This is a genomic window from Paraburkholderia aromaticivorans (assembly GCF_002278075.1).
Lineage (GTDB): Bacteria > Pseudomonadota > Gammaproteobacteria > Burkholderiales > Burkholderiaceae > Paraburkholderia > Paraburkholderia aromaticivorans.
In genome coordinates this window covers 405470-426053 of record NZ_CP022991.1, presented here as the reverse complement: position 1 = coordinate 426053, position 20584 = coordinate 405470, and the positions used below count along the sequence as shown (strand labels likewise).

Annotated in this window: 22 protein-coding genes and 1 pseudogene; 14 read left to right on the top strand and 9 right to left on the bottom strand. The window is 60.2% G+C overall.

What is annotated here, in order from left to right:
• Positions 1 to 98 precede the first annotated feature (98 nt).
• Both CJU94_RS34930 and CJU94_RS42030 read right to left on the bottom strand, forming a co-directional pair.
• Positions 99 to 656: a hypothetical protein gene (locus CJU94_RS34930; RefSeq protein WP_095423208.1), complete on the bottom strand. Its 558-nt coding sequence runs from the start codon at positions 654 to 656 to the stop codon at positions 99 to 101.
• Positions 657 to 815: 159 nt separating this feature from the next.
• Positions 816 to 941, bottom strand: a complete 126-nt coding sequence (locus CJU94_RS42030) for a hypothetical protein (protein WP_244221160.1) — start codon at positions 939 to 941, stop codon at positions 816 to 818.
• Between CJU94_RS42030 and CJU94_RS42350 the strand changes: the two genes are divergently transcribed.
• The 3 genes from CJU94_RS42350 to CJU94_RS34915 all read left to right on the top strand — a co-directional run bounded on the left by CJU94_RS42350 (position 918) and on the right by CJU94_RS34915 (position 2313).
• Positions 918 to 1043 carry a hypothetical protein gene (locus tag CJU94_RS42350; RefSeq protein WP_279636665.1) on the top strand — a complete coding sequence of 42 codons (126 nt, stop codon included), beginning with the start codon at positions 918 to 920 and terminating at the stop codon, positions 1041 to 1043. The two genes, CJU94_RS42030 and CJU94_RS42350, sit on opposite strands and share 24 nt — an antisense overlap.
• An 89-nt stretch (positions 1044 to 1132) precedes the next feature.
• Positions 1133 to 1654: a hypothetical protein gene (locus CJU94_RS34920; protein WP_244221111.1), complete on the top strand. Its 522-nt coding sequence runs from the start codon at positions 1133 to 1135 to the stop codon at positions 1652 to 1654.
• A gap of 215 nt (positions 1655 to 1869) precedes the next feature.
• Positions 1870 to 2313 carry a DUF2244 domain-containing protein gene (locus CJU94_RS34915; RefSeq protein ID WP_157763852.1) on the top strand — a complete coding sequence of 148 codons (444 nt, stop codon included), beginning with the start codon at positions 1870 to 1872 and terminating at the stop codon, positions 2311 to 2313.
• 556 nt (positions 2314 to 2869) lie between these two features.
• Here the strand turns inward: CJU94_RS34915 and CJU94_RS34905 are convergent.
• Positions 2870 to 3667 carry a LysR substrate-binding domain-containing protein gene (locus CJU94_RS34905; RefSeq protein WP_095423204.1) on the bottom strand — a complete coding sequence of 266 codons (798 nt, stop codon included), beginning with the start codon at positions 3665 to 3667 and terminating at the stop codon, positions 2870 to 2872.
• A gap of 12 nt (positions 3668 to 3679) precedes the next feature.
• Positions 3680 to 3799 carry a LysR family transcriptional regulator gene (locus CJU94_RS34900; RefSeq protein WP_157763851.1) on the bottom strand — a complete coding sequence of 40 codons (120 nt, stop codon included), beginning with the start codon at positions 3797 to 3799 and terminating at the stop codon, positions 3680 to 3682.
• Between the two features lie 171 nt (positions 3800 to 3970).
• Here CJU94_RS34900 and CJU94_RS34895 point away from each other — a divergent pair, with 171 nt between their 5' ends.
• The 4 genes from CJU94_RS34895 (at position 3971) to CJU94_RS41095 (ending at position 8127) form a co-directional block, all read left to right on the top strand.
• Positions 3971 to 4609: an MFS transporter gene (locus CJU94_RS34895; protein ID WP_425272238.1), complete on the top strand. Its 639-nt coding sequence runs from the start codon at positions 3971 to 3973 to the stop codon at positions 4607 to 4609.
• Between the two features lie 1111 nt (positions 4610 to 5720).
• Positions 5721 to 5987: a hypothetical protein gene (locus tag CJU94_RS34880; protein ID WP_095423201.1), complete on the top strand. Its 267-nt coding sequence runs from the start codon at positions 5721 to 5723 to the stop codon at positions 5985 to 5987.
• 566 nt (positions 5988 to 6553) lie between these two features.
• Positions 6554 to 7726 carry a porin gene (locus tag CJU94_RS34870; RefSeq protein WP_095423199.1) on the top strand — a complete coding sequence of 391 codons (1173 nt, stop codon included), beginning with the start codon at positions 6554 to 6556 and terminating at the stop codon, positions 7724 to 7726.
• Between the two features lie 107 nt (positions 7727 to 7833).
• Positions 7834 to 8127 (top strand): hypothetical protein, encoded by a 294-nt coding sequence (locus CJU94_RS41095; RefSeq protein WP_157763850.1) that lies wholly within the window; start codon positions 7834 to 7836, stop codon positions 8125 to 8127.
• 444 nt (positions 8128 to 8571) lie between these two features.
• Here the strand turns inward: CJU94_RS41095 and CJU94_RS34865 are convergent, their stop codons facing one another.
• A complete protein-coding gene (locus tag CJU94_RS34865) occupies positions 8572 to 9375 on the bottom strand; it encodes a lipid II flippase Amj family protein (RefSeq protein ID WP_095423198.1) in 804 nt (267 codons plus the stop codon).
• A 477-nt stretch (positions 9376 to 9852) separates the two neighbouring features.
• Between CJU94_RS34865 and CJU94_RS34860 the strand changes: the two are divergent.
• From CJU94_RS34860 to CJU94_RS34825, 7 genes and pseudogenes are all read left to right on the top strand, one after another.
• A pseudogene (locus CJU94_RS34860) lies at positions 9853 to 10529 on the top strand (patatin-like phospholipase family protein); the annotation flags it as partial.
• 128 nt (positions 10530 to 10657) lie between these two features.
• A complete protein-coding gene (locus CJU94_RS34855) occupies positions 10658 to 11968 on the top strand; it encodes an NAD(P)/FAD-dependent oxidoreductase (RefSeq protein WP_095423197.1) in 1311 nt (436 codons plus the stop codon).
• A gap of 33 nt (positions 11969 to 12001) precedes the next feature.
• Positions 12002 to 12838: an alpha/beta fold hydrolase gene (locus tag CJU94_RS34850; protein WP_095423196.1), complete on the top strand. Its 837-nt coding sequence runs from the start codon at positions 12002 to 12004 to the stop codon at positions 12836 to 12838.
• 537 nt (positions 12839 to 13375) lie between these two features.
• Positions 13376 to 13948, top strand: coding sequence for a carboxymuconolactone decarboxylase family protein (locus tag CJU94_RS34840; RefSeq protein WP_095423195.1), 573 nt, complete (start codon positions 13376 to 13378; stop codon positions 13946 to 13948).
• 62 nt (positions 13949 to 14010) lie between these two features.
• A complete protein-coding gene (locus CJU94_RS34835) occupies positions 14011 to 14787 on the top strand; it encodes an enoyl-CoA hydratase/isomerase family protein (RefSeq protein WP_095423194.1) in 777 nt (258 codons plus the stop codon).
• A 39-nt stretch (positions 14788 to 14826) separates the two neighbouring features.
• Positions 14827 to 15498: a peroxiredoxin-like family protein gene (locus tag CJU94_RS34830; RefSeq protein ID WP_095423193.1), complete on the top strand. Its 672-nt coding sequence runs from the start codon at positions 14827 to 14829 to the stop codon at positions 15496 to 15498.
• A gap of 90 nt (positions 15499 to 15588) precedes the next feature.
• Positions 15589 to 16305 carry an SDR family oxidoreductase gene (locus CJU94_RS34825; RefSeq protein WP_095423192.1) on the top strand — a complete coding sequence of 239 codons (717 nt, stop codon included), beginning with the start codon at positions 15589 to 15591 and terminating at the stop codon, positions 16303 to 16305.
• On the opposite strand, the gene CJU94_RS34820 is transcribed toward CJU94_RS34825, so the two are convergent.
• The 4 genes from CJU94_RS34820 to CJU94_RS34805 form a co-directional block, all read right to left on the bottom strand.
• A complete protein-coding gene (locus CJU94_RS34820; protein WP_095423191.1) occupies positions 16282 to 17214 on the bottom strand; it encodes a LysR family transcriptional regulator in 933 nt (310 codons plus the stop codon). The two genes, CJU94_RS34825 and CJU94_RS34820, sit on opposite strands and share 24 nt — an antisense overlap.
• Before the next feature lie 222 nt (positions 17215 to 17436).
• Positions 17437 to 17784, bottom strand: a complete 348-nt coding sequence (locus CJU94_RS34815; protein ID WP_244221110.1) for an oxidoreductase — start codon at positions 17782 to 17784, stop codon at positions 17437 to 17439.
• A gap of 41 nt (positions 17785 to 17825) precedes the next feature.
• The gene (locus tag CJU94_RS42345) at positions 17826 to 19409 is read right to left on the bottom strand and encodes a methyl-accepting chemotaxis protein (RefSeq protein WP_095423190.1); all 1584 of its coding nucleotides are present in this window, start codon (positions 19407 to 19409) and stop codon (positions 17826 to 17828) included.
• A gap of 269 nt (positions 19410 to 19678) precedes the next feature.
• Positions 19679 to 20490 (bottom strand): IS5 family transposase gene (locus CJU94_RS34805; protein ID WP_095417314.1). Its coding sequence is split into 2 segments (ribosomal slippage): positions 19679 to 20151 and positions 20151 to 20490, totalling 813 coding nucleotides; the frame shifts between segments, so codons are not numbered across the junction.
• Positions 20491 to 20584 lie beyond the last annotated feature (94 nt).

The window sequence follows — 20584 nt, the reverse complement described above, 5'->3', positions numbered from 1 at the left end:
GGTTGGATCAGTGTCCAACTTTGCGGGGACAGTTCACACATGCCGGGCCGCTCCTGTTTCCTGGCTCGCTGAAAATCTCGACGAAAAACACCTTCAAATCAGGCGTGCTTCTCACTGAATTCATTGAGCGGCACAGGCTGCTTGAGCGGATCGAAGTCGGCCCACCGCCCTTGTTGCCAGCGGCCGGTCGCGCGTTCGATCGCCGCGCCTCCCGCATCGCGCAGCACCCGTGCGGCGTCCAACTGGCTGTCCACCGACACGTGCACGGCAACCAGCACGCCGGAATCACGGGTTTCTTCGCTGCCGGCTTCATGCGTGCGCATCATCGCGCCGACCAATGAACCGACATACGCACTCACCCCGGCCGCGATCAGCGACACGATAAGCGGCGCCGAAAACGCCGCGAAGATGCCGACGCCGACCACGGCGCCAACCGCGGCGCCAATCGCGATGCCTATCTCGGCCCCCCTCGGCGCCTCCCTCGCGTTTGCGTCCGCGCTGATATCGCCGCCAGGCCGAAAACGCGCGTGCTGGCCGATCGGATTGACGAAAAACAGTGTGACGTCCTCCTCCACAAAACCGGCATTGAAGAGCCGTTGCACCGCGTCTTCAGCGGCGGGGAATGTCGTAAAGCGTGCTGCGACGATGAGTGACATGTGGCCTCCTTCCATCGTTGACTAGCGGTTGCAGACTATGTGCCGCCCCACCTCGCTCGCGCCGAGCCAGAGGTGCATGCGGTGGCACGCGCCGGGACTATGCCGTGCTGCCGCAATCGGGTTCCATGCCGTCCGCTGTGAACAGTCCGCTCTGTAACACTACTCCTTTGCCGCCGTTCTGGTCGATCGCTTCCGCGCAAACCGAACAGATAGATTGTGGTCGTTGTCGAAAGCAGCCATTAAGACGGATTCCAGCGCGCAATGGGCGCCGAAACGATCTTCCAGCGCCTCGGCGGCAATGCCACACTCAACCGGTTCGCCGTCGACGCGTCGGGGGCCAGCACCAAATCGGTGGGTGCGAGGAACGATGATCATTTGTCGGGGTGACGATAGCCATGCGGCACTATCAGTGTCGCGAACTGGAGGACTAGAATGAATTATCCGAATCAATCGGGAGAGAAATTGTGGAACTTCACATGGATTCCCATCATTTCACACACGGCCATCCTGACTGGCGGGCAGCCGTGCTGGCAGGCGTCATCGCGGGCGTTGTGTTCCTGGCGTTAGGGGTTGTCCTGATGGCCCTGATGACGGGCGCAAGTCTGCTGGAGCCCCCACGTATGGTCGCCGCGATCATGCTGGGACGAGGCGCATTGCAATCGCCGCAAGCATTCTCGATTGGCATCGTGTTCGCGGCCTTTGTGGTGCATTTTGCCCTTGCCATCGTATTCGCGCTTGTCCTCGGTCTAATCATGACGTCATTCAACCTTGACTCGAGCATGGGGATGGCTTCATTGGCGGGCGGCGCTTTCGCTGTAGTCGTTTACCTGATTAATTTCTACGGCATGACACAGTTTTTTCCGTGGTTCGCAGAAGCACGCAACTGGTCCAGCCTGTTCGTTCACATCGTGTTCGGTATCGTGGCGGCGAACATGTACATGAGACTGGAGCGCAATACGTCCCGCGGGGTGAAGGCGGACGTGGGCGGCCCCTCGTAGTCCGGTGCGGCGTTGATCGACCGGTCTCCAAGGCAGAAAGGGCTCGCCGCGCAATAACATGAGCACCTCGTCGAGATAGGAATGGTCGGCCCGACGAGACGAAAGAAAAGCCCAGCCGGAAGATCGGCCAGCGCCCGAACGGAGCGGGACTTTCGATCATGTACGCATACTTCAGACGGTCGTACGGGCCTGGCCCTTTCGACGACGAGGGAGATGTGCCAAGCCGCGAGTGGCGCATCAAGCGCAACTGCTCCCTCACGCCGCGGCAGTCGCTCGCCGCGACCGTCTTCCTCATGGCGCTCGACCTCGCGACCGGCGTGGTGGCGGCATTCGCATTCGGCGCGTGGCTCACGCTGCCCTTCTCGGTGCTTTGCACCGTCGCCATCGGCATCGCCTTTATCGCCTACTCCAGACACGCGACGGACGGCGAGGTGCTGACGTTCGCGCCCCCGTTCGTGATCGTCGAAGTACACGAGCGCGGACGCCGCACGATACATCGGATGAATGCGGCCCGCCTCGCCGTGTCTCTCGGCGACGGCGATGGCGCCGTCTACCTTTGCGACGGCTGGCAGCGTATTCCCGTCGGACGTCAACTGCCCGCCGCCGCCCGCACGGAGTTCGTGCGTCAATTGCGACGCTTTATCGTGGCCGACTGTTGACATGCCGGCCGATGATCGCCCGGCATGTCTGATTGGCCTCACAGCAACACGCCGGGCGCCCCGACGATGCCATGTCGCACGCGATGCACGCGCCAATGATCGGCGCCACGCGAAACGCGCCGCGGACTTGCTCTGCGAGCGGGCAACACAAGGCCGCCCGCCAGCGCGATCGGCTATTCGGCAACCAACGGCAGCAGCAAAGCGTTGAGCACCTGCCCGGCGTTCTTCGCGCCGCCATCGTGACCGGCACGGCTGCGGTCAGCAACCGGGTCAGCACGGCGCCGACCGTGGTGTCGCGACGCTCGGCATCGCGGTCCGCGGCCGACAGGCCTCTTTCGATGACCGCCGACGGTGATAGGAGGTGCTTCAGGAACTGAAAGGTAAAGCACGATGGCGACAGGCGATCGTCGCAAGACGATCCGAAGCGGACGAACACCATCGTGAAGCGGCGATCCCTAACTGCTCCATAAGCGGACTTTCCCGCGAAAGACGAGACCCGATTGTTCTTGTGCGGCCTCGGCGTCCTGAGAGATGAAAGTGCTTGCGCGACGCGCGTTCAGGTGAACTTCGCCCGCTTTGGTTTCGTCTCGATGCGGGCCGACTCCTGGAGCAGTTGCTCTTTGAAAGTGGATGTCAGAGGCGAAAGCGGTCCGATCTTACGTACAGGGCAGGCGATTTCGCGAGGCCAGTCCGCACGGCTCGCCTTTACGGCCTGCAACCTGTACTGCTCTGCAACGGGCCTGTGTTGGGTACTGCATATGCCCAACATGTCCGTGTTCGCGATCAACGAAAAAACGCCTACAGGCGAGCTATAGTTGCTCTGGACCTGAACGATGGGCTCGTCGACGCCGTGTCGCTCGAAATGCGCATCAATCTGCTGCCTTGCCGACACGCTTTGCCCCGGCAGTATCCAGGTGTAGTCACTCAACTGTTCGGGCGTGGCGGGTTTTTCAAGAGCCATCAGGGGATGCCCGCTACGGCATACGATCTCGATCGATTCTCTCAGAAGTCGCACTGCAGCCAGATCCTCGGGCAGTTTCACAGGCATCGGGGCAACCGCCAGATCGATCTCCCCTTGCAGCAGCGCCTGCATGAGTGCGTCCGACAGTTGTACGTTCAGATCAAGCCGCAGGGCTGGACGGCGCTTTAGCAAAGCGAGGAACGTGCGATTGACTAGCGGCTCGGTTGCGGGTGTCGCGCCAATCCTGATCTTGGCGAGCTCTGCGGAGTGCAGTTCCGCCATCTTGCACAGCGTGTCTTCGTACGCTGCGCGCAGATTTACAGCATTGCGCTCGAATTCGATCCGGTAGCGGGTCAACTGCATGCCCTTTGGGGAGCGCTCGAACAGCGGCACGCCCAGTTCCGCTTAAAGCCGGCGCACGGCCTTCGTGAGTGCGGGCTGACTGATACCGACCTTCAGCGCGGCGCGATGCAGCAGTCCCGTCTCGGCAATCGCCAGAAAATATGTCAGATCATCCAGATTCACGATAACCGTTGGTTATTGAGTGCGAAAGGCCGATGCTTGCCCCACCAATTTCGCTGTCAATACCTGTCTCCTACCTCTTATAGCGGAGACGACAGGGACATGAAAATGGCAAGCATGGCGTACGAGGCCACGAACGCTGGTCCTGCCGCGCGGTGACGGCTTCGCCTGGTCGTGGCCGCCGCGACCATCGGGACGGCCCTCGAGTGGTTCGATCTTGTCGTCTACGGCTTTTTTGCCGTAGTAATCGCAAAGGTCTTTTTTCCGTCCACGCATGAACTGACGTCGCTGCTCGTTGCGCTGGGGACGTTCGGCGGATCCTACCTGATGTGGCCGCTCGGCGCGCTCATACTTGGCTCCTATTCGGACCGTCATGGCCGCAAGAAAGGGCTTTCGTTGAGCATCGCGCTGATGGCGCTCGGTACGCTGATGATTGCCGCGACGCCCACCTATGCATCGATCGGGATCGTCGCTCCGATCATCGTCGTGGCGGGGCGCCTGATCCATGGCATTTCTGCCGGCGGCGAATTCGGAGCGTCCACCAGCTTTCTCGTCGAACATTCGCCACGAAGCAGGCGCGGCTTCTATGCAAGCTTCCAGATGGCTGCCCAGGGTGGTACGGCAGTTCTCGCGTCGCTTTTCGGAACACTACTGACCCAGTTTCTCATGCCCGAACAGCTGTCAGGCTGGGGCTGGCGGATTCCGTTCGTCTTTGGCTTGCTGATCATCCCGATCGCGTACTTTATCCGCCGACATGTGGACGAGACACCGGTCTTCACGCATGGGGCGCACGCCGGCAGTCCTGGTCGGTGATGCCTGAAGACACACCTGTTCCTCGTCGGGAATGTGCACGGAGGGAATACGCGATCGCTCGCCTGCGTATCGCAACGGTCCGTCTTATCCGCGCCGATTCGGCGGTTGAAATGACTCGCGCTACTTGCCGGCGTCAACGCCTGGTCGGCCGCGATTGGCAATCTACACTTTCATGGATTCGCCGAAGGGCGGGTCGGACACAAGCCGAGACGGTGATCCTTCAAAACAACGGCACCCCAGAGATACGATTGATACTCCCTATCCAATACCGTCGCTCAGGCCGCGTTTCGTGCCACTGCATGTCGATTTGACCCGCGTTGTTCCTTGCTTGTGGAAGTGAAATCGATAGCGTGAAGCGGAACCGTGCCTGAACTGGCAGTTGAGCGCTTCGCGCCAGCATGAGTCAGCAAGCGATTCAGATGCAAATAGAAGTGTTCGAGTAGTCTCGCATCCGAAGCAGCGGGTTCGAGGTCGAATATATCCTCGAGCACGCGGCGCGATACGTGGAAACGTTGAAGACGGTGGGCAATACGAATCTGAAAGACGACGCCGTCACTATTGTGTGGCACCGCTGCCCAGATGAGCGAATGGCTAGCCATGGAGCCCCCGTGAATTATGTCAGATCAAAAGCTCGTCAATGCATGTTCGCACATCTCCGCGCGAGGCGAATCATTTCAAAATTGTGACGCCTCATGATTCGACATTTTTACCACGATCGACATATTGCAGCGCAGCTGAATAGCAGTAGTCTGAAGGCAGAGCATCTGCAATCGTCCTCCGGCGGTCGCGATATGACAGGAGAACGTGCGATGACAACTTCCCAGGCTTGCAAGCCAGCCGCCCCCGTATTGCATGTCTTCGAGCAAGCCGGAGCCTGGCATTGGGGCATCACCGTGCCGCGTGCAAGAGGGAGCGGATTCAAGCTCATTGCTTTCAGTGACAGCACCTTCCCGACTGAGGACGCCGCCCGCAAGGACGGGGAGCGAGCGCTGGGCAACCTGGTGAATAGCGAAACCGCTAGCGGGTCACCGCCGAGGCCACGAGAGAAGGACTCTTGTAAGTCCCTATGCGAAGGTCATCACCCATCCCTATCGGTCGGGAAGTGACGGCCATGGACCAGCACCATACGAACCTTACAGCACCGCTCCTTACCGCCGACTCGACTCTCTGGTTCTCGGCTTACGGCTTTGGCTGGGGATACTGCGCCTTCGCGCTCCCTGCTGAAACGGTCTGTGAAAAACTCGGTGCTGCGAACGAATCCCCGAAACAATTGATGCTTGCCTTCGAGCTTGGCAAGCGCCGGCTTTTGAAGGTCGTAGAGCACAAAGCGTTGCCGGGCACCGGCGAACGGATAACGCTTTCGACGGACGATCTCTGACAACGGGGTGACGCCCCGCTGCATCACGCGGCATTGCGACTTCACGTGCGCACCGCGCGTCCGCCGATGTCCGCTAAGGCATGCAGAACTGGATTTGACTCTCCACCCAAATACGCGGGCAAAAAGCCCGGAATTGGCCGAACCCGGAAGTACCTGGTCCGAGCTTGAACGCCTGGGCGATAGTCTGGACCGAATCTTCATACCCAATCCGTTTCTGCCCTTCGATGAGCTTCTCCGAATGTCCCGCCCTTGGCGAACCCCGCGGAGCCTGAATTAACCGCTGCATAACATTCAGCTCTATATCACCGTGAGATTTCGTTGTTGGGATACCCGTGAACCCGATACCGTCGCTTCAATACAACGGCAATGCGTCCCGGATGGGATGAAATAAAGTGGCCCGGACCTTTTCTGGCAAGGGTTTCATCAAGGTTATTTCGGATTTATGACGAACTGTCCCGGCAAAACGTCCCGGTGCAATCCGGCGCGGAAATGACATCATGGGGTTCCCTGCCTCTGATCCTCGCGCCCCTCCTTTCTGCCTGAAATCCGTCCCTTGGAGTGAAGTCATGAAAAAAGTCCCTGTCGGCCTCGCCGTATCCGCTGCAATCGCCGCTTCGGCTGCCCATGCACAGAGTTCGGTAACCCTGTACGGCCTAATCGACGCTGGTCTGATGTATACCAACAACGTCAAGACTTCCGCCACTACGCACGGCAGCCTTTTTCAGGCAACCAGCGGCACCATTAACGGCAGCCGGTTCGGTTTGCGCGGCGCCGAAGACCTCGGTGGCGGCCTCAAGGCCATTTTCGTGCTGGAAAACGGGTTCAACGTGCAGAACGGCAAGCTGGGCCAGAACGGCCGGCTGTTTGGTCGCCAGGCATTTGTCGGCCTGAGCAGCAACGACTTCGGTTCGGTGACGCTGGGCCGCCAGTATGACTCGGTGGTCGACTTCGTGGCCCCGCTGTCCGGTACGGCCGGCACGTTCGGCGACACGGGCTTCGCGCACCCGTATGACAACGACAACCTGAACCACACGCTGCGCATCAGCAACGCAGTCAAGTACACGAGCAGCAACTACGCAGGCCTGAAGTTCGGCGGCCTCTACGCGTTCTCCAACAACACGGACTTCACTCAGAACCGTGCTTACAGCGCGGGTGCAAGCTACGAGTATGGCCCGTTCAAGTTGGCCGCCGGCTACCTGCAGATCAATGGCAACGGAGCCGTGCCCCAAGCGAACACCAGCGGCGCGGTTGACCTCGGCGAAGCGCCTGCGCAGACGGGTGGATTCAGGTTCGGGGCGGACGTTCAGCGCGTGATCGGTGCAGGTCTGAACTACACGTTCGGCCCGGCAGTGTTCGGCTTCGTGTATACGAATAGCCACTATCAGGGCACGCAATCGTTCAACCTCAACAACGGTTCGCAGCGCTTCGACAACTATGAACTGAACGCCAAGTACGCGCTGACACCGGCAGTTACGCTGGGCATCACTGACACGTACACCGATGCCCATCTATCAGGCGCGTTCAATGCAACCGGTACGCAGTACGGCACGGATCCGAAGTGGAATCAGGTCAACCTGCAGGCTGTCTATGCGCTTTCCAAGCGCACGGACGTTTACGCCGAAGGCATGTACCAGCACGCAATCGGCCATAACGTTGTCGCCTTCATCAATACGTCGGGTGGTGCGTCGTCGACGGCGAACCAGGTGGTCGGCACGGTCGGGATGCGCACGCGCTTCTAAGGAACTCTGAAGCAGAGTGGGTTTTGCCCTGCCTCACGGCGCAACAGCAGGGTGCGCCGGCGAATCAACCCGCCGGCGCTGATCCATCTGGGGACGATTGATACAGGTTGATCAAACGCAAGTTCGACATCGACTATGCCAACGGCTACGTTCTTCAGCTGGTTGCGAAACCGGGACTAGTTGATCGCATACACCCGCCGAAACGGCGCGCTGAAAAGCGTCTTGCAGTCAACGAAGAACTGCTTGCATGTACAGCCATGACCGTGAAGCAGTCGGCCCGAAACACGGCATGGACGGCGACCATTGGAACAATGCACGCCTACGTGCAGTGGTTCAACAGCGTATGGGAATCGAATGTTCGCGAAGCCATATCCGGGAGATCTCCATACATGCTGGCGTAGCCGACCTGATTAACCGGAGACGGGACTAAGCATTCGGGTTCAACTCCTTTTCGGAGGCAGCGTAGCTATGCCGGACGAGCGGTGGCCGGTAAATTCGTGGGCCAAAGCAACTTTAGAACTGCCGTAGCGCCTGTGCCCCATTCTCCCGTGATGCAGCGGTACCTCCTCTGCGCCAGATAAGACTTTGCGCGACGGCCTACGCTCGTCAATTTCCCGTCCGCCCGCTATCGACCGAGGCCGTGTGAAAACGCGAAAGTACTCGGCTTTCGGGTGTCGCTTTACCACTTCCCAAGTGGCAACCAAGCCAATACAGCGCGATCTGAAGGGTCTCGTTTTTTCAGGAGACCACATTCGGCGCGCGTTTTCACACGGCCTCGACCCACAAGGGACAGCCGAGCTGCTCCGAAGCGGCCATTCCGATGCACGTACACCCAGTTCTATCGTCTAGATTAGCTCGGCGACGCGTACGATGAGAAGCGCAGCCGGTACGAGGATTACTTGTGCACACACGGTCCCGAGAACACGTGCACCGGCAAGGGTAGTGATAGCCCGCCTAAAGCTGTTCTCGGAGATTCGGCCTTCGATCACGTCGTCCGTCATGACAGAAACCTGCGGGTCGATTACCACCGCCAGAACCACAGTCGCAAATCCATTAATGACCGACGATAGATTGGCGCACGTCACGCGCAAATCTGGCTTCAAGTATCCCGCGTAGAGTGACGCGAAAACGCCAACCGTCCAGATGGCCATCGCGAAGACGTTGAGAGCTATCACCCTTCCAGAGACACCCGCACCGCTCGTCAGCTGCGAGATGTTTTGGCGTGACGGGATACGTGCACCGTCACGCATATAGTTGATGCCGCCACGACTGAAAATGTGGAGCAAGAGGCGCGGCAATGAACGATTGGCTTGAAAGTGCTCGACTGCGCGACTGAAATAGCGCTGGAACGTTGGGATCAGCAACGCGCCGACTATGCTCGCCGCAGTGGCTGTAACGAGAAAGAGCCGAAAGTCACTGAGCAACCCGCCCTCCAGATGCTGAGCGATATCAAGCTCGACGCGTTTGGCGATGAACGGCCCTTGAAACGAGTTCGCCGTTCGGGAGACAAGGGCGATGATCCCGAACAGAGAGAACGACACGGCGATACGCCGCGTGCGAACGCCTGCGATCCGTACCGCATAGGCCAGCGTCGCGATGACGTGGATTACGAATGTAAGTCCGCAGATGATGAAAAGCTGGGTGTCCATGCTATCGCGACGAGGTTGGGCAAGAATTGGAGTCTACCGGAGCCCGTCCCCGTTCCGATTGTTACCAACCTGACGGCCGATGCCGAACGTCCGATCCTGGCCGTCCTCTGCCTGCCAACGACCGTCGGCAGGCGAGCCGCTCCGACCGCTGGACAGAGCCCACTCCGACGATAGCTTCCTTGGGACCAACGGTCGACCGCACCTTCGGCGGCGGCAATGTCCGCGAACAGTTGCGGATTGTCTCCAGAACCTGCGCAGCAGCCTTAACGTGCAGTACGCTGCCGGACACACCAAGAGATATCGCCTCATCCTATCGACGATTGGCGGATACATTGAAAAGGGGCATACGATGCAGACTGAACTGCGGGGTCCGATCAAAGGGATGAAGACGACGTGGCGATGAATTGCTCAGGCTGCCTCAGCGTGCTGCTGCCGGCGCAACTGGCGTTGACCACAGGCAGATGTTTTTAATTAACTATGAACTCCGAGCTTTCGGGTTTTACCGTCTTTGTTTTCGCTGGCGGTGGCAGCCTTGGCGCGATCGAGGTTCGCATGCTGCCCGAACGCGGTGAGCATCCGGGCTGCGTGGTGGGCGCCTCGGCAGGCGCGATCGACGCAGCATATTTTGCCCGGCAACCGGACGGCGGTGGCGTAGCAATGCTCGAAGCGCTTTGATGCAAGATCCGGCGGCAGGACATCATGCCTGTTTCCATGCTCGGACTGCTCGCGATGATCCTGCGCGGTCGTGCGCACCTCGTCGAGGCGAACGCGTTGCGTCAGATGCTGGAGAAGCATCTGTCGTATCAGCGCATCGAGCAGGCGAACTCGCCGCTTCACATCGCCGCGACCGATATGGCTACCGGCGGCGAAATTGTTCATTCTACTGGTCCGGTGGTGAACGCCGTCCTGGCGAGCGCAGCAATCCCCGGGGTGTTCCCGCCGGTGCGAATTGAAGGCGTGGATCTCATCGATGGCGGCGTCGCCACCAATACGCCGATCTCGGTGGCGGTGGCGGTGGCGGGGCGCTTAGTGCAACGCGCATCATTGTGCTGCCGGCCGGCTTCGCGTGTGCGTTGCATGCGCCGCCGCGTAGTGTGATCGCGCAGGCTATGCATGCGTTGAAGCTCGTCATCGCACGCCAGCTCGTGCGCGACAAGTGATCACTCGGCGTCATACGCCAAACGAAGTAAATCACCCGGATAGCGACGGTTCATACCCAAGCGCCGCCTATACTGAACAGAGTTCGCGCCTTGTATGGGCCTGATTCTAGCGGGAGAACGGGGTGAACAATACCGAAGCCTGCAACACCGAACCGCCACCATCTGGCACGCGGATTAATGAGCGCTTTGATGTCGTAATTATAGGCGCGGGTCTCGCTGGGTGTACCGCCGCGCGGTTGTTTGGGTTGCAGGACCTACGCGTCGCGCTGGTCGAACATCATGCCGACGTGGACGCTTTCAAGCAGTTATGTACACATTTTATCCAGGCTTCGGCCACGGCAACGCTGCGGCATCTGGGTCTTGCCCCGCTCATTGAGGACGCTGGCGGCCTGCGCAACGGCGTTGATATCTGGACACGCTATGGCTGGACCGGAGACCTCGCCCCGCTCGACGAGAACGGCGAGCCTGTCTTCGGGTACAACATTCAGCGCCGAACCCTCGATCCGATCCTGCGCCGACTGACGACGAACACTCCAGGCGTCACATCCCTGTTAGGGTGCGGCGTGCGTGCGCTGGTGAAACAGGACGGAGTTGTCAGTGGTGTCGATCTCGGCGGGGACCGCACGGGAGTGGTCTCAGCCCCACTGATCGTCGCTGCGGATGGTCGAAGTTCGCCGCTGGCGACGCTCGCCGGTATCAAGCCCGCGTCGTCGGAGAACTGTCGTTTCGGCGCGATTCGCGCTTATCGCGGCGTGGCACTGCGGCGGGGAAATTGCTCGCAAATGTGGTTGCGCGGCCCTGAGGTCGGCTACGTATTTCCCAACGACCACGGCATTACCGTGATTGCCTACATGGCGACCAAGGACAAGCTCGACGGCTTTCGCGCCAATCCGGGTGAAGCACTCGAGCGAAGCATGGCTGGGTTTCCAGATGCCCCCGATCTGACCTCCGCCGAGCCGCTCGGTAACGCGCTGCTTGTCAAGGATTATCCGAACTTATGGCGGCGGCCAGCTGTCGGCAACATCGCTTTCGTGGGCGATGCGCTGATGAGTATCGACCCTCTGTGGGGCGTTGGTTGCGGGTTCGCGTTCCAGACGGCGGAGTGGCTGGTTGATGCGCTTACCCCAGCTCTACGACAGGAGCGGGCGATTGCGCCGGCCCTGCACAGCTACGCGAAGCGTGTTTCTCGGGAACTCAATGGACATCGCTCTCTCATAGTCGATTTTGCACGCCGACGCGGACTCAACGCGATCGAACGGCTGAACTTCTCGGCGGCAGCGAAAGACGCGGCAGCGGCGAGACATCTGCACGCCTTTGGCGCCCGTCTGATCGGGCCGGCAAAGTTCTTGTCGCCCGGCGCTCTGCTGAGGGCCGCTTGGGTCGATCTACGTCGGCCCGCCGCGCGGTCCGCGCAACCTGACGCGCCGGTCTGAACGACGCGTCCGCCGTCTCTCCCCTGAAAAGCCATGAAAGAGACATCCGTCCGCGTCGATGGAATCCGCTCCCCCCTGTTGGAGGCGGGACCGCCTGACGCCGTCGACGCAGTCGTTTTCGTGCATGGCAATCCGGGATCAACTGCTGACTGGACGCGATTGGTGTCCGAGGTGGGTGAATTCGGCCGCGCCCTCGCCATGGACATGCCAGGTTTCGGCGCTGCCGACAAACCTGAACAGTTTGACTACAGCGTGCGGGGCTACGCACGACATCTCGGTCGTCTGCTGGTTGAATGCAATGTCCTTCGTGCCCATCTCGTCATGCACGACTTTGGCGGCCCTTGGGGCCTCGCTTGGGCCGCTGCCAACCCTCGCGCTATCGCCAGCGTTACACTCATCAACACAGGTATCTTGCTTGACTACCGGTGGCACTATCTCGCGCGTATCTGGCAGACGCCGTGGCTGGGCGAATTGTTCATGGCCACGACAACGCGTGCCGGGATGCGGCTCCTGCTTCGGCACGGGAACCCGCGAGGCTTGCCGGTGGAATACGTCGACCGGGCGTTTGGCAACTTCGACGCTCGCACCCGACGCGCAGTGCTGCGGCTCTATCGCAACACTCGCGAGACGAACGGCGCCATGCAGGACATCGCCAACGCGTTGCGTCCGCTGGATCTGCCTGCACAGGTTGTATGGGGCGCCCACGATCCCTATATTTCCGTGGACTTCGCCGAGCAACAGCGCAAGTTCTTTCCCCGTGCCGAGGTGTTGATCCTGCGCGACAGTGGGCACTGGCCTTTCATCGACGACCCTGACGCCGTCGCGCGCATGATCGTACCGTTCCTGCGCAAGCAGCTGGGCGCGAGTTGAAACCCCAGAACCGCTCGCCCTTCGAGGGAGAACGAAAAGCCCTTACAGCCACCTGAGCAGCAACGCGCATCGTCGGCATCGGAAAACAGACACCGAGTGCGTCGAGATCGAGCAGCAGCTTCGCCTGCCACACGTTCGTCTTAGCAATACGGACGAGCGGTACGTCGGATCATTGGAGCCAGCCTCGTTCGCTCCTATGCGCAAGCGTACGGCTGGAGACCACCAATGTCTGCCGCGCAGGCGGATGCCGCTGGCCGACCCGGAGCCGCCAATTGCTCCTCCGCGACCTGTGTCGCCGCTTTCGAACCTAGAACGGTCGGTCCCGTCCTGACGTTGATATATCGAAACCCCTCGACCAGATTCCACACACTTCGCTGCGTTACGTGGGACCATCTGCGCTCTTCAAGCGTGTGCAGCTCACCAGCCCAGCAATCGTTTTATGCCTCCCAGGAATGACTGTTATCGACGGCGCCTGCCTTCTTTGAAGGGGCGCTGACCTTCATCATTTGCTCACCGTCAACCAACAGGAGCAAGACGATGAGCAACTTCCAAACCTACACGATCGATAACGCACCGGCCGCCTCGAAGGCCAGCCTCGAAAACACGAAACGCACCTTTGGCTTCGTCCCCAATCTTCAGGCGCATATGGCGGAATCGCCCGCGCTGCTGGCTGGCTACTCGGCGCTATGGGACCTGTTCTCAAAAAGCACGCTGACACCGCACGAACAGCAGGTGGTCTACCTGAACTCGAACTTCGAGAACAACTGCCACTACTGCATGGCCGGTCACAGCACGCTGGCAAAGATGATCGAGATGGACGCGGGCGTGATCGCCGCATTGCGTGCCGGCACGCCTCTGCCCGATGCAAAGCTCGAAGCGCTGCATCGCTTCGCGACGCTCGTGGTACGTGAGCGGGGCTTCGTCCCGGACGCAGATGTCGACGCGTTCCTCGCCGCCGGCTACACCCGTCAGAACGTCCTCGAAGTGATTCTGGGTGTGGCGACCAAGGTGATGAGCAACTACACGAACCACATCGTCCACACCGAACTCGACGGCTTCATGGCCGGTAACGAGTGGACCAAACCGGTCGCTACCGCTGCAGCGGCCTAGGCCGTCTTTGGGAGCCCTCGCGACTCCCGACCATCTTATACCGAACCTCCCGAGAAACCGCCATGTCCACGTTCGACCGCTACAAAGACGCTTATCCCAATGCCCGCCTGACCCGTACACCCGACGGCGTGCTCGAAGTCCGTTTCCATACCGAAGGCGCGAAGCTCGTCTTCAACGGCCACACGCATGAGCAGTTCACCGATATGTTTCATCAGATCGGCGAAGATCCGGATAACCGCGTGGTCATCCTGACCGGAAGCGGCGACGCATTCATGGACGCGATCTCGCCGGAAGGTTTCGATTTCTTCACGCCGCGTGGCTACGACAAGATCTTCCGCGAAGGCCGCAAGATCCTGATGAACATCCTCGACATCGAAGTGCCGATGATTGCAGCGCTCAACGGCCCGGTCCTGCTGCATTCGGAATATGTCCTGCTGTGCGACATCGTGGTGGCGACGCCCGAGACCGTGTTCCAGGACATGCCGCATGCCGCATTCGGTATTGCTCCCAACGATGGCGTGCATCTGCTGTGGCCGGAAATGATTGGCAGCATTCGCGGCCGGTACTTCGTGCTCACGCAGCAAAAGCTCGACGCTGCAGAGGCGAAGTCTCTGGGCGTCGTCAATGAAATTGTCCCCGCGGATCAACTGCTCGATCGCGCGCATGCCATCGCCGCGACGATCGCAAAGCAACCGCCGCTCACCACCAAATACACCCGCATCGGCCTGACTCAACGCCTGCGTCGCGTCATCGACGAGGGCATCGGCTACGGCCTCGCGCTCGAAGGCATCACCGCGGCCGAAGTGGCGCGCATCGCAGCAGCACAGAACGCCGCCTGAATTTATTGATTCCTCTATTACTCTCGACGGAGAACACTCATGTCACTGCAAGACAAACTCGACGCATTCCGGGCCGACTTCAAGGCGGGCAAGCCGCCCTTTAACGCTCCTGCGGAGATTCATCCGGTGATGGAACGCGCCACGGCAGAACTGATCGCCAGCGGACAAGCTGGCCGCGCGATCAAGGCCGGCGACCGCGCCCCGCATTTCAACCTCAAGGATCAGGATGGCAACGACGTATCTTCCGCAGCGTTGCTGGTGAAGGGGCCGCTGGTAGTGACGTTCTATCGCGGTGTCTGGTGCCCGTATTGCAACATCGAATTGCAGGCGATGAACGAGGTGTTGCCGCAGATTCAGGCCTACGGCGCGAATGTCGTGGCGATCTCGCCGCAGACGCCGGTCAACAGCCGCAAGTCCGTGCGCACCAGCGAACTGGGCTTCCCGGTGCTGAGCGACGTGAAGGGTCAAACGGGCGCCGACTTCGGATTGCGTTTCGCCTTGCCCGACTATCTGATCGAGTTGTACAAAAACCTGAAAAACGATCTACCAGCATTCAATAACGACCCCAGCTGGACCTTGCCGATGCCAGCGCGGTACGTCATCGGACAGGATGGGATCGTGCTGTATTCGGAGGTCAACCCGGATTACACGCGTCGTCCGGACCCGTCGGACATGTTCCCGGTTCTGGAAAAAGCGACGGCCAATGCCTGAGCCTTACCGCTCAACGCCACGCGGTTGCCACTCCGCGCCGCAGAACCCGGCGCGGCATTTCGATTCCTTCCGGCTCCTAAAAGACATTTGATGACACAGCGTACATTTCTCATAACCGGCGCGACCAAGGGCATTGGCCTCGCGTTGACGGAACGGCTGATTGCCGATGGCCACCACGTGGTGGGTCTCGCCCGCGAAGCAAGCGATTTTGCGGGTGAACCGGTCCGCGTCGATCTGGCCGACCGTGCTGCAACCGGTGCGGTGCTTGATGAGCTCGTGCGACGTCATGCGTTCGATGGCGTGGTGAACAACGTCGCGCTAGTCAGGCCGCAGCATCTGGGTGAAGTCGCGCTAAACGATCTCGACGACGTTCTCGCGCTGAATCTTCACCCTGCCGTGCAAACGGTGCAGGCGCTGCTTCCCGGTATGCGCACACGCGGCTGGGGCCGGATCGTGAACATTTCCAGCTTGACGATTCTCGGCATGCCGCAACGCACGGCCTATGCAGCGGCGAAGGCCGCGCTAGTGAGTTTTGCGCGTTCGTGCGCACTGGAACTGGCAGGGACAGGTATTACGGTCAATGCCGTCGCCCCGGGTCCGACCGAGACCGTGCTGTTTCGCGCGAACAATCCGCCCGGCAGCGAGGGCGAGAAGCGCTATCTGTCCGCAGTACCGATGGGCCGCTTCGGTCAGCCCCATGAAATTGCCGCGACGATCGGGTTTCTGCTATCCGACGCGGCCGCTTTCATGACCGGTCAGACGCTTTACGTCGACGGCGGAGCGTCAATCGGCAAGCTGGCTTTCTGAGGGCGCGCCGCCGGTGCCGCTACCACCGGCACCGAGTATCTCTTCGACGAAGGCGATGAACGCTCGCGCCTTCGCACTCACCAGGCGTCCGGCCGGGAAAACTGCCCATAAGTCGATCGAGGGCAGTTCCCAGTCGGGCAGTACCGCTTGAACCGACCCGTCGGCAAGTTCCGGCGAGAACATCCATTCCGACGCAATCGCGAGACCCAATCCACCGAGCACCGTCGTACGCATGCCTTCGGCGGCGCTGACGCTGACGCGCCCGGACACGACGACTGCCACTTCCTTGCCGTGCTGGCTGAACGCCCACGATTCACCGCCGCCTCGCAACGAATACACGATCACCTGATGCTGGCTGAGGTCCGCAGGCGTCTTCGGCACGCCCGCTTCGGCGAGATACGCAGGCGTTCCGACCACCAGCCGACGGCTTTGCGCAATGCGGCGTGCGGTCATCGTCGAATCGTCGAGCGATCCCATGCGCAGCGCCACGTCCACGCCTTTTTCGAGCAGGTCGATGGTGCGATCGTCCAGCACGATATCGATCTGCAGGTTAGGGTGCCGGTCCAGAAACGTCTTGAGCGCCGGCAGGATATGCAATCGCGCGAAGGTCACAGCGGCGCTGATGCGCAACACACCGGATAGTCCGGTCGACGCGTCGCGTGCGACATGCTCGGCGAGGTCCACCTCTTCGATTGCGCGCCGTGCGTGCTCATAGAAGCGCTGACCCGCATCGGTCGGCGTCAGGCCGCGTGTCGAGCGCAACAGGAGCCGCACGCCGAGTCGCTCCTCGAGTTGCGCGATCGACTTCGAAACGGCCGGTTGCCCGAGCTTGAGCCGCTTTGCGGCTGCCGAGAACGACCCCGCCTCCACGACGCTGACGTATGTTTCCATTGCTGCCATCCGGTCCATGCCGCTGCTTCTCCTTGAAGGACCGTGAAGTCCGTGTCGTGGCTACGATGTATTCAGCCGGAAGTCTAGCGCGTCAGAACACCTACGATGAATTTGATCGCGTCGAGCGGCCTTTGCAATTTGCATCGCAAACCCGATTGACGAACACAATCTGCAAACACAAAACGGCCCCGCCGCGGGCGATCCTGCGGCCGGGCCAGTCCGCGATGCGTGCAGTCCGGTTCAGATAACCGGCGCCGCGCTGTGAAAGGAATAATCGGTGTAACCGCGTGGGTTGCCACCATAGAACGTCGAGCGATCGTAATGGTTCAGCGGTGCCTGGACGCGCAGTCGCTCGTGCAAATCCGGATTGGAGATCAACAGGCGCCCGAACGCGACGAGATCGGCATCGCCTGCTTCGATCAGGCGATGCGCGCTATCCGCAGTAAAGCCGCCCGCAGCGATGACTGTGCCTTTGAACACGCGCCGCAGGTCTTTCGCCGAGACTGCGGACGCCGCTGCGTCGACGTCATCGTTACCGCGCACACGCGGCTGGACGATATGCAGATACGCCAGCCCATAGTGCGACATACTGCCTTGCAGACCCCCAGCTTCCGGCGCCGTCTAGCTACTTACCTGGAGGCGTATCCACCCTCGGGATCCTTGACGGCACCGACACGAAATACCGAAACAGTAGTCTCCAGCTGTCCCGCCTGCTCTTTGAGCGATAGCGCCGCCGCTGATGCCTGCTCGACCAGCGCCGCGTTCTGCTGGGTTACCTGATCCATTTGCGCGACCGCTTGATTGACCTGTTCGATACCCTTGGACTGTTCTTCGGACGCGGCGGCAATTTCGCCGATCAGGTCGCTGACTCTTCGCACAGAAGTCAGGATTTCTGCCATCGTCCGGGTTGCGCGATCCGCCTGCTGCGCACCGGTTTCGACGCGGCTCAGCGAATCCGTAATGAGCGCCTTGATTTCCCTTGACGCCGTGGCGCTGCGTTGGGCCAATGAGCGCACTTCGCTTGCGACCACCGCGAACCCGCGACCCTGCTCGCCTGCGCGTGCCGCTTCCACGGCCGCATTCAGAGACAGGATATTGGTCTGGAACGCAATCCCTTCGATTACGCCTGTAATTTCAGCAATCTTGCCGGAAGAGTCGGACAGACCCCGCATCGTCTGGACGACATCCTGCGTCGCCTGATTGCCCTGCTCGGTTAGCATTGCCGTACTGCTCACCACCTGGTTAACCTGTTTCGCGTTGTCGGCGTTCTGGCGAACCGTCGAAGTCAGTTCTTCCATGGACGAGGCGGTCTCCTCAAGCGACGCGGCCTGTTCTTCGGTCCGTTGCGACAGGTCCATATTACCGGCCGAAATTTCATGGGCGGCGGTGTCGATCGACCGCGATCCCTGTCGCACGATACTGATTGTCTGAACCAGCTTGCTTTGCATCGCCTGCAGGCCTGTCATCAGCTGCCCCATTTCATCCCCCGAGTGGACCTCGACCAGCGTGGTCAGGTCACCGTCGGCAATTGCCCCGAAGTGGGACAGTGCCTGGGCTAGCGGCGTGCCGATCGCCCGCTGCAGCGACCACCATGCGAGCGCCGCCGCACCAAGCGCCACCAGACTACCGGCGATGGCTATACCAACGAACAAGTGAAAGCGTGCTTGCGCGGCATCAAACGTCGCTCGTGCAGCCGCGACTTGAATCTGTTCGAGTGAATCCATGCCGTCGGACACATCGATAAACAACGACGGCGGTACATGCAGCCAGACTTCGAGGATCTTCGCCGCATCATGAGTGGCAATGGCGCTGAACATCGGTTCCAGGCCGTTTGCCACGAATGCGTCGAACTTCGCGTTCGTGTCGGCGGCACGGTGTGCTTCATCGGAGCTGGAAAAGGGCAGCATGCGATATGTACCCCACGCCCTCTTCGAGGCGGTGAGCAGATCACGGGCGGTCTGAGTTTCCTTGGGCACATCTGGACTGGCCGGGTCAAGCGCGATGCGATACAGCCATAGACGGGTTCGCGAGAGTGCTACGTTTGCCTGACCGAGAGCCTCTGAAGATGCCAGCCGGCTAGAATACAGCTCCTTCACATCGTTGTTGCCAATTGCCACGCCAACGACACCGATGATGCCACCGGCGACTAGCAGCATTCCAAGAAAACCCATCGCCAGCGCTAGGCGGGCACGAATGCTTAAATTTCTGATCATGGCGATAGAAGGTGTGAATTTGGGGCCGATGCATGCGACGTGTGCATGTCAAGCTAATAGGGTACGGCGTGTGCGAGGTCACTCCCTAGCTAACGGCCAAAAGCCGTTCAAATTAATGCAGAACTAGCAACAGATCTTTCCCGGGATCGTTGGTTATGGTTTGGGCTGCATGGTGATATATGTCGCCGCGGCACTGCAAAAACGAGGGCCGCCAAATGGCTCCAACGGCGAGCAACCATCTGGCCAACGTCTAAGAAGCTGTTGCGAAATTAGTTAAACATTGGCTTGAGACGTGTCCAGCAAATTAAGGCACAAGCCAGAGACAGGAAGGCTTCATGGATATGGGCATAACGTTCGTAGCGAATTTTCAGGCGTCGAAACGAGTGAAGCCATGCAATCGAACGCTCGACTGGCCAGCGCGTTTTGCCGAGACCACTTCCATGGGGCGAGCCAATTTTTGCGAGCACCGGCGTGATGCCGCGTTCTCTCAAACGTTGCCGATGTGGTTCGGAACTGTAGCCCCGGTCGCCCTGAACGATTTGTGGTTTATGCAAGGGGTGCCCCCGCTTGCCTCTGATGTGCGGAATTGCCTCAACCAGCGCATCGAGTTGGGTAATGTCGTGGCGGTTCGCTGCACTCAGGATGACCGCGAGCGGGATGCCTTGCGCGTCGACGATGAGGTGGTGTTTGCTGCCGAGCTTGCGCCGGTCCGTGGGATTCGGGCCGGTTTTTTTCCCGCCAGCACGGCGCGAATCGATGAACTGTCCACGAGCGCGCGCGATAAATCGATTTCGCCACGACGACGCAGTTCGGCCAGCAGCGTTTCGTGGATGCGTTGCCAGACGCCTGCTTCCTGCCATGCGACGAGCCGTCGCCAACAGGCAGTGCCTGAGCCGCACCCCATCTCCTGCGGCAGGAGATTCCACGCAATGCCTGAGCGCAGTACGAACACGATGCCCGTCAGTACAGCGCGGTCGGGTGTTGGCTTGCGCCCGGCATATTGCCGATTGCGAGGTGCTCGCGCAGGCAGAAGTGGTTCGATGAGTGACCACAGTTCGTCGTCTATGAGTTCTTTAGACATCGCTTCCTGTCAGGCAAAACAAGACAGAAAGTTAACACCAAGCCAGAAAAGTTAACAGCCCCAGAACTTAATTTCGCAACAGCTTCTAAGCCAA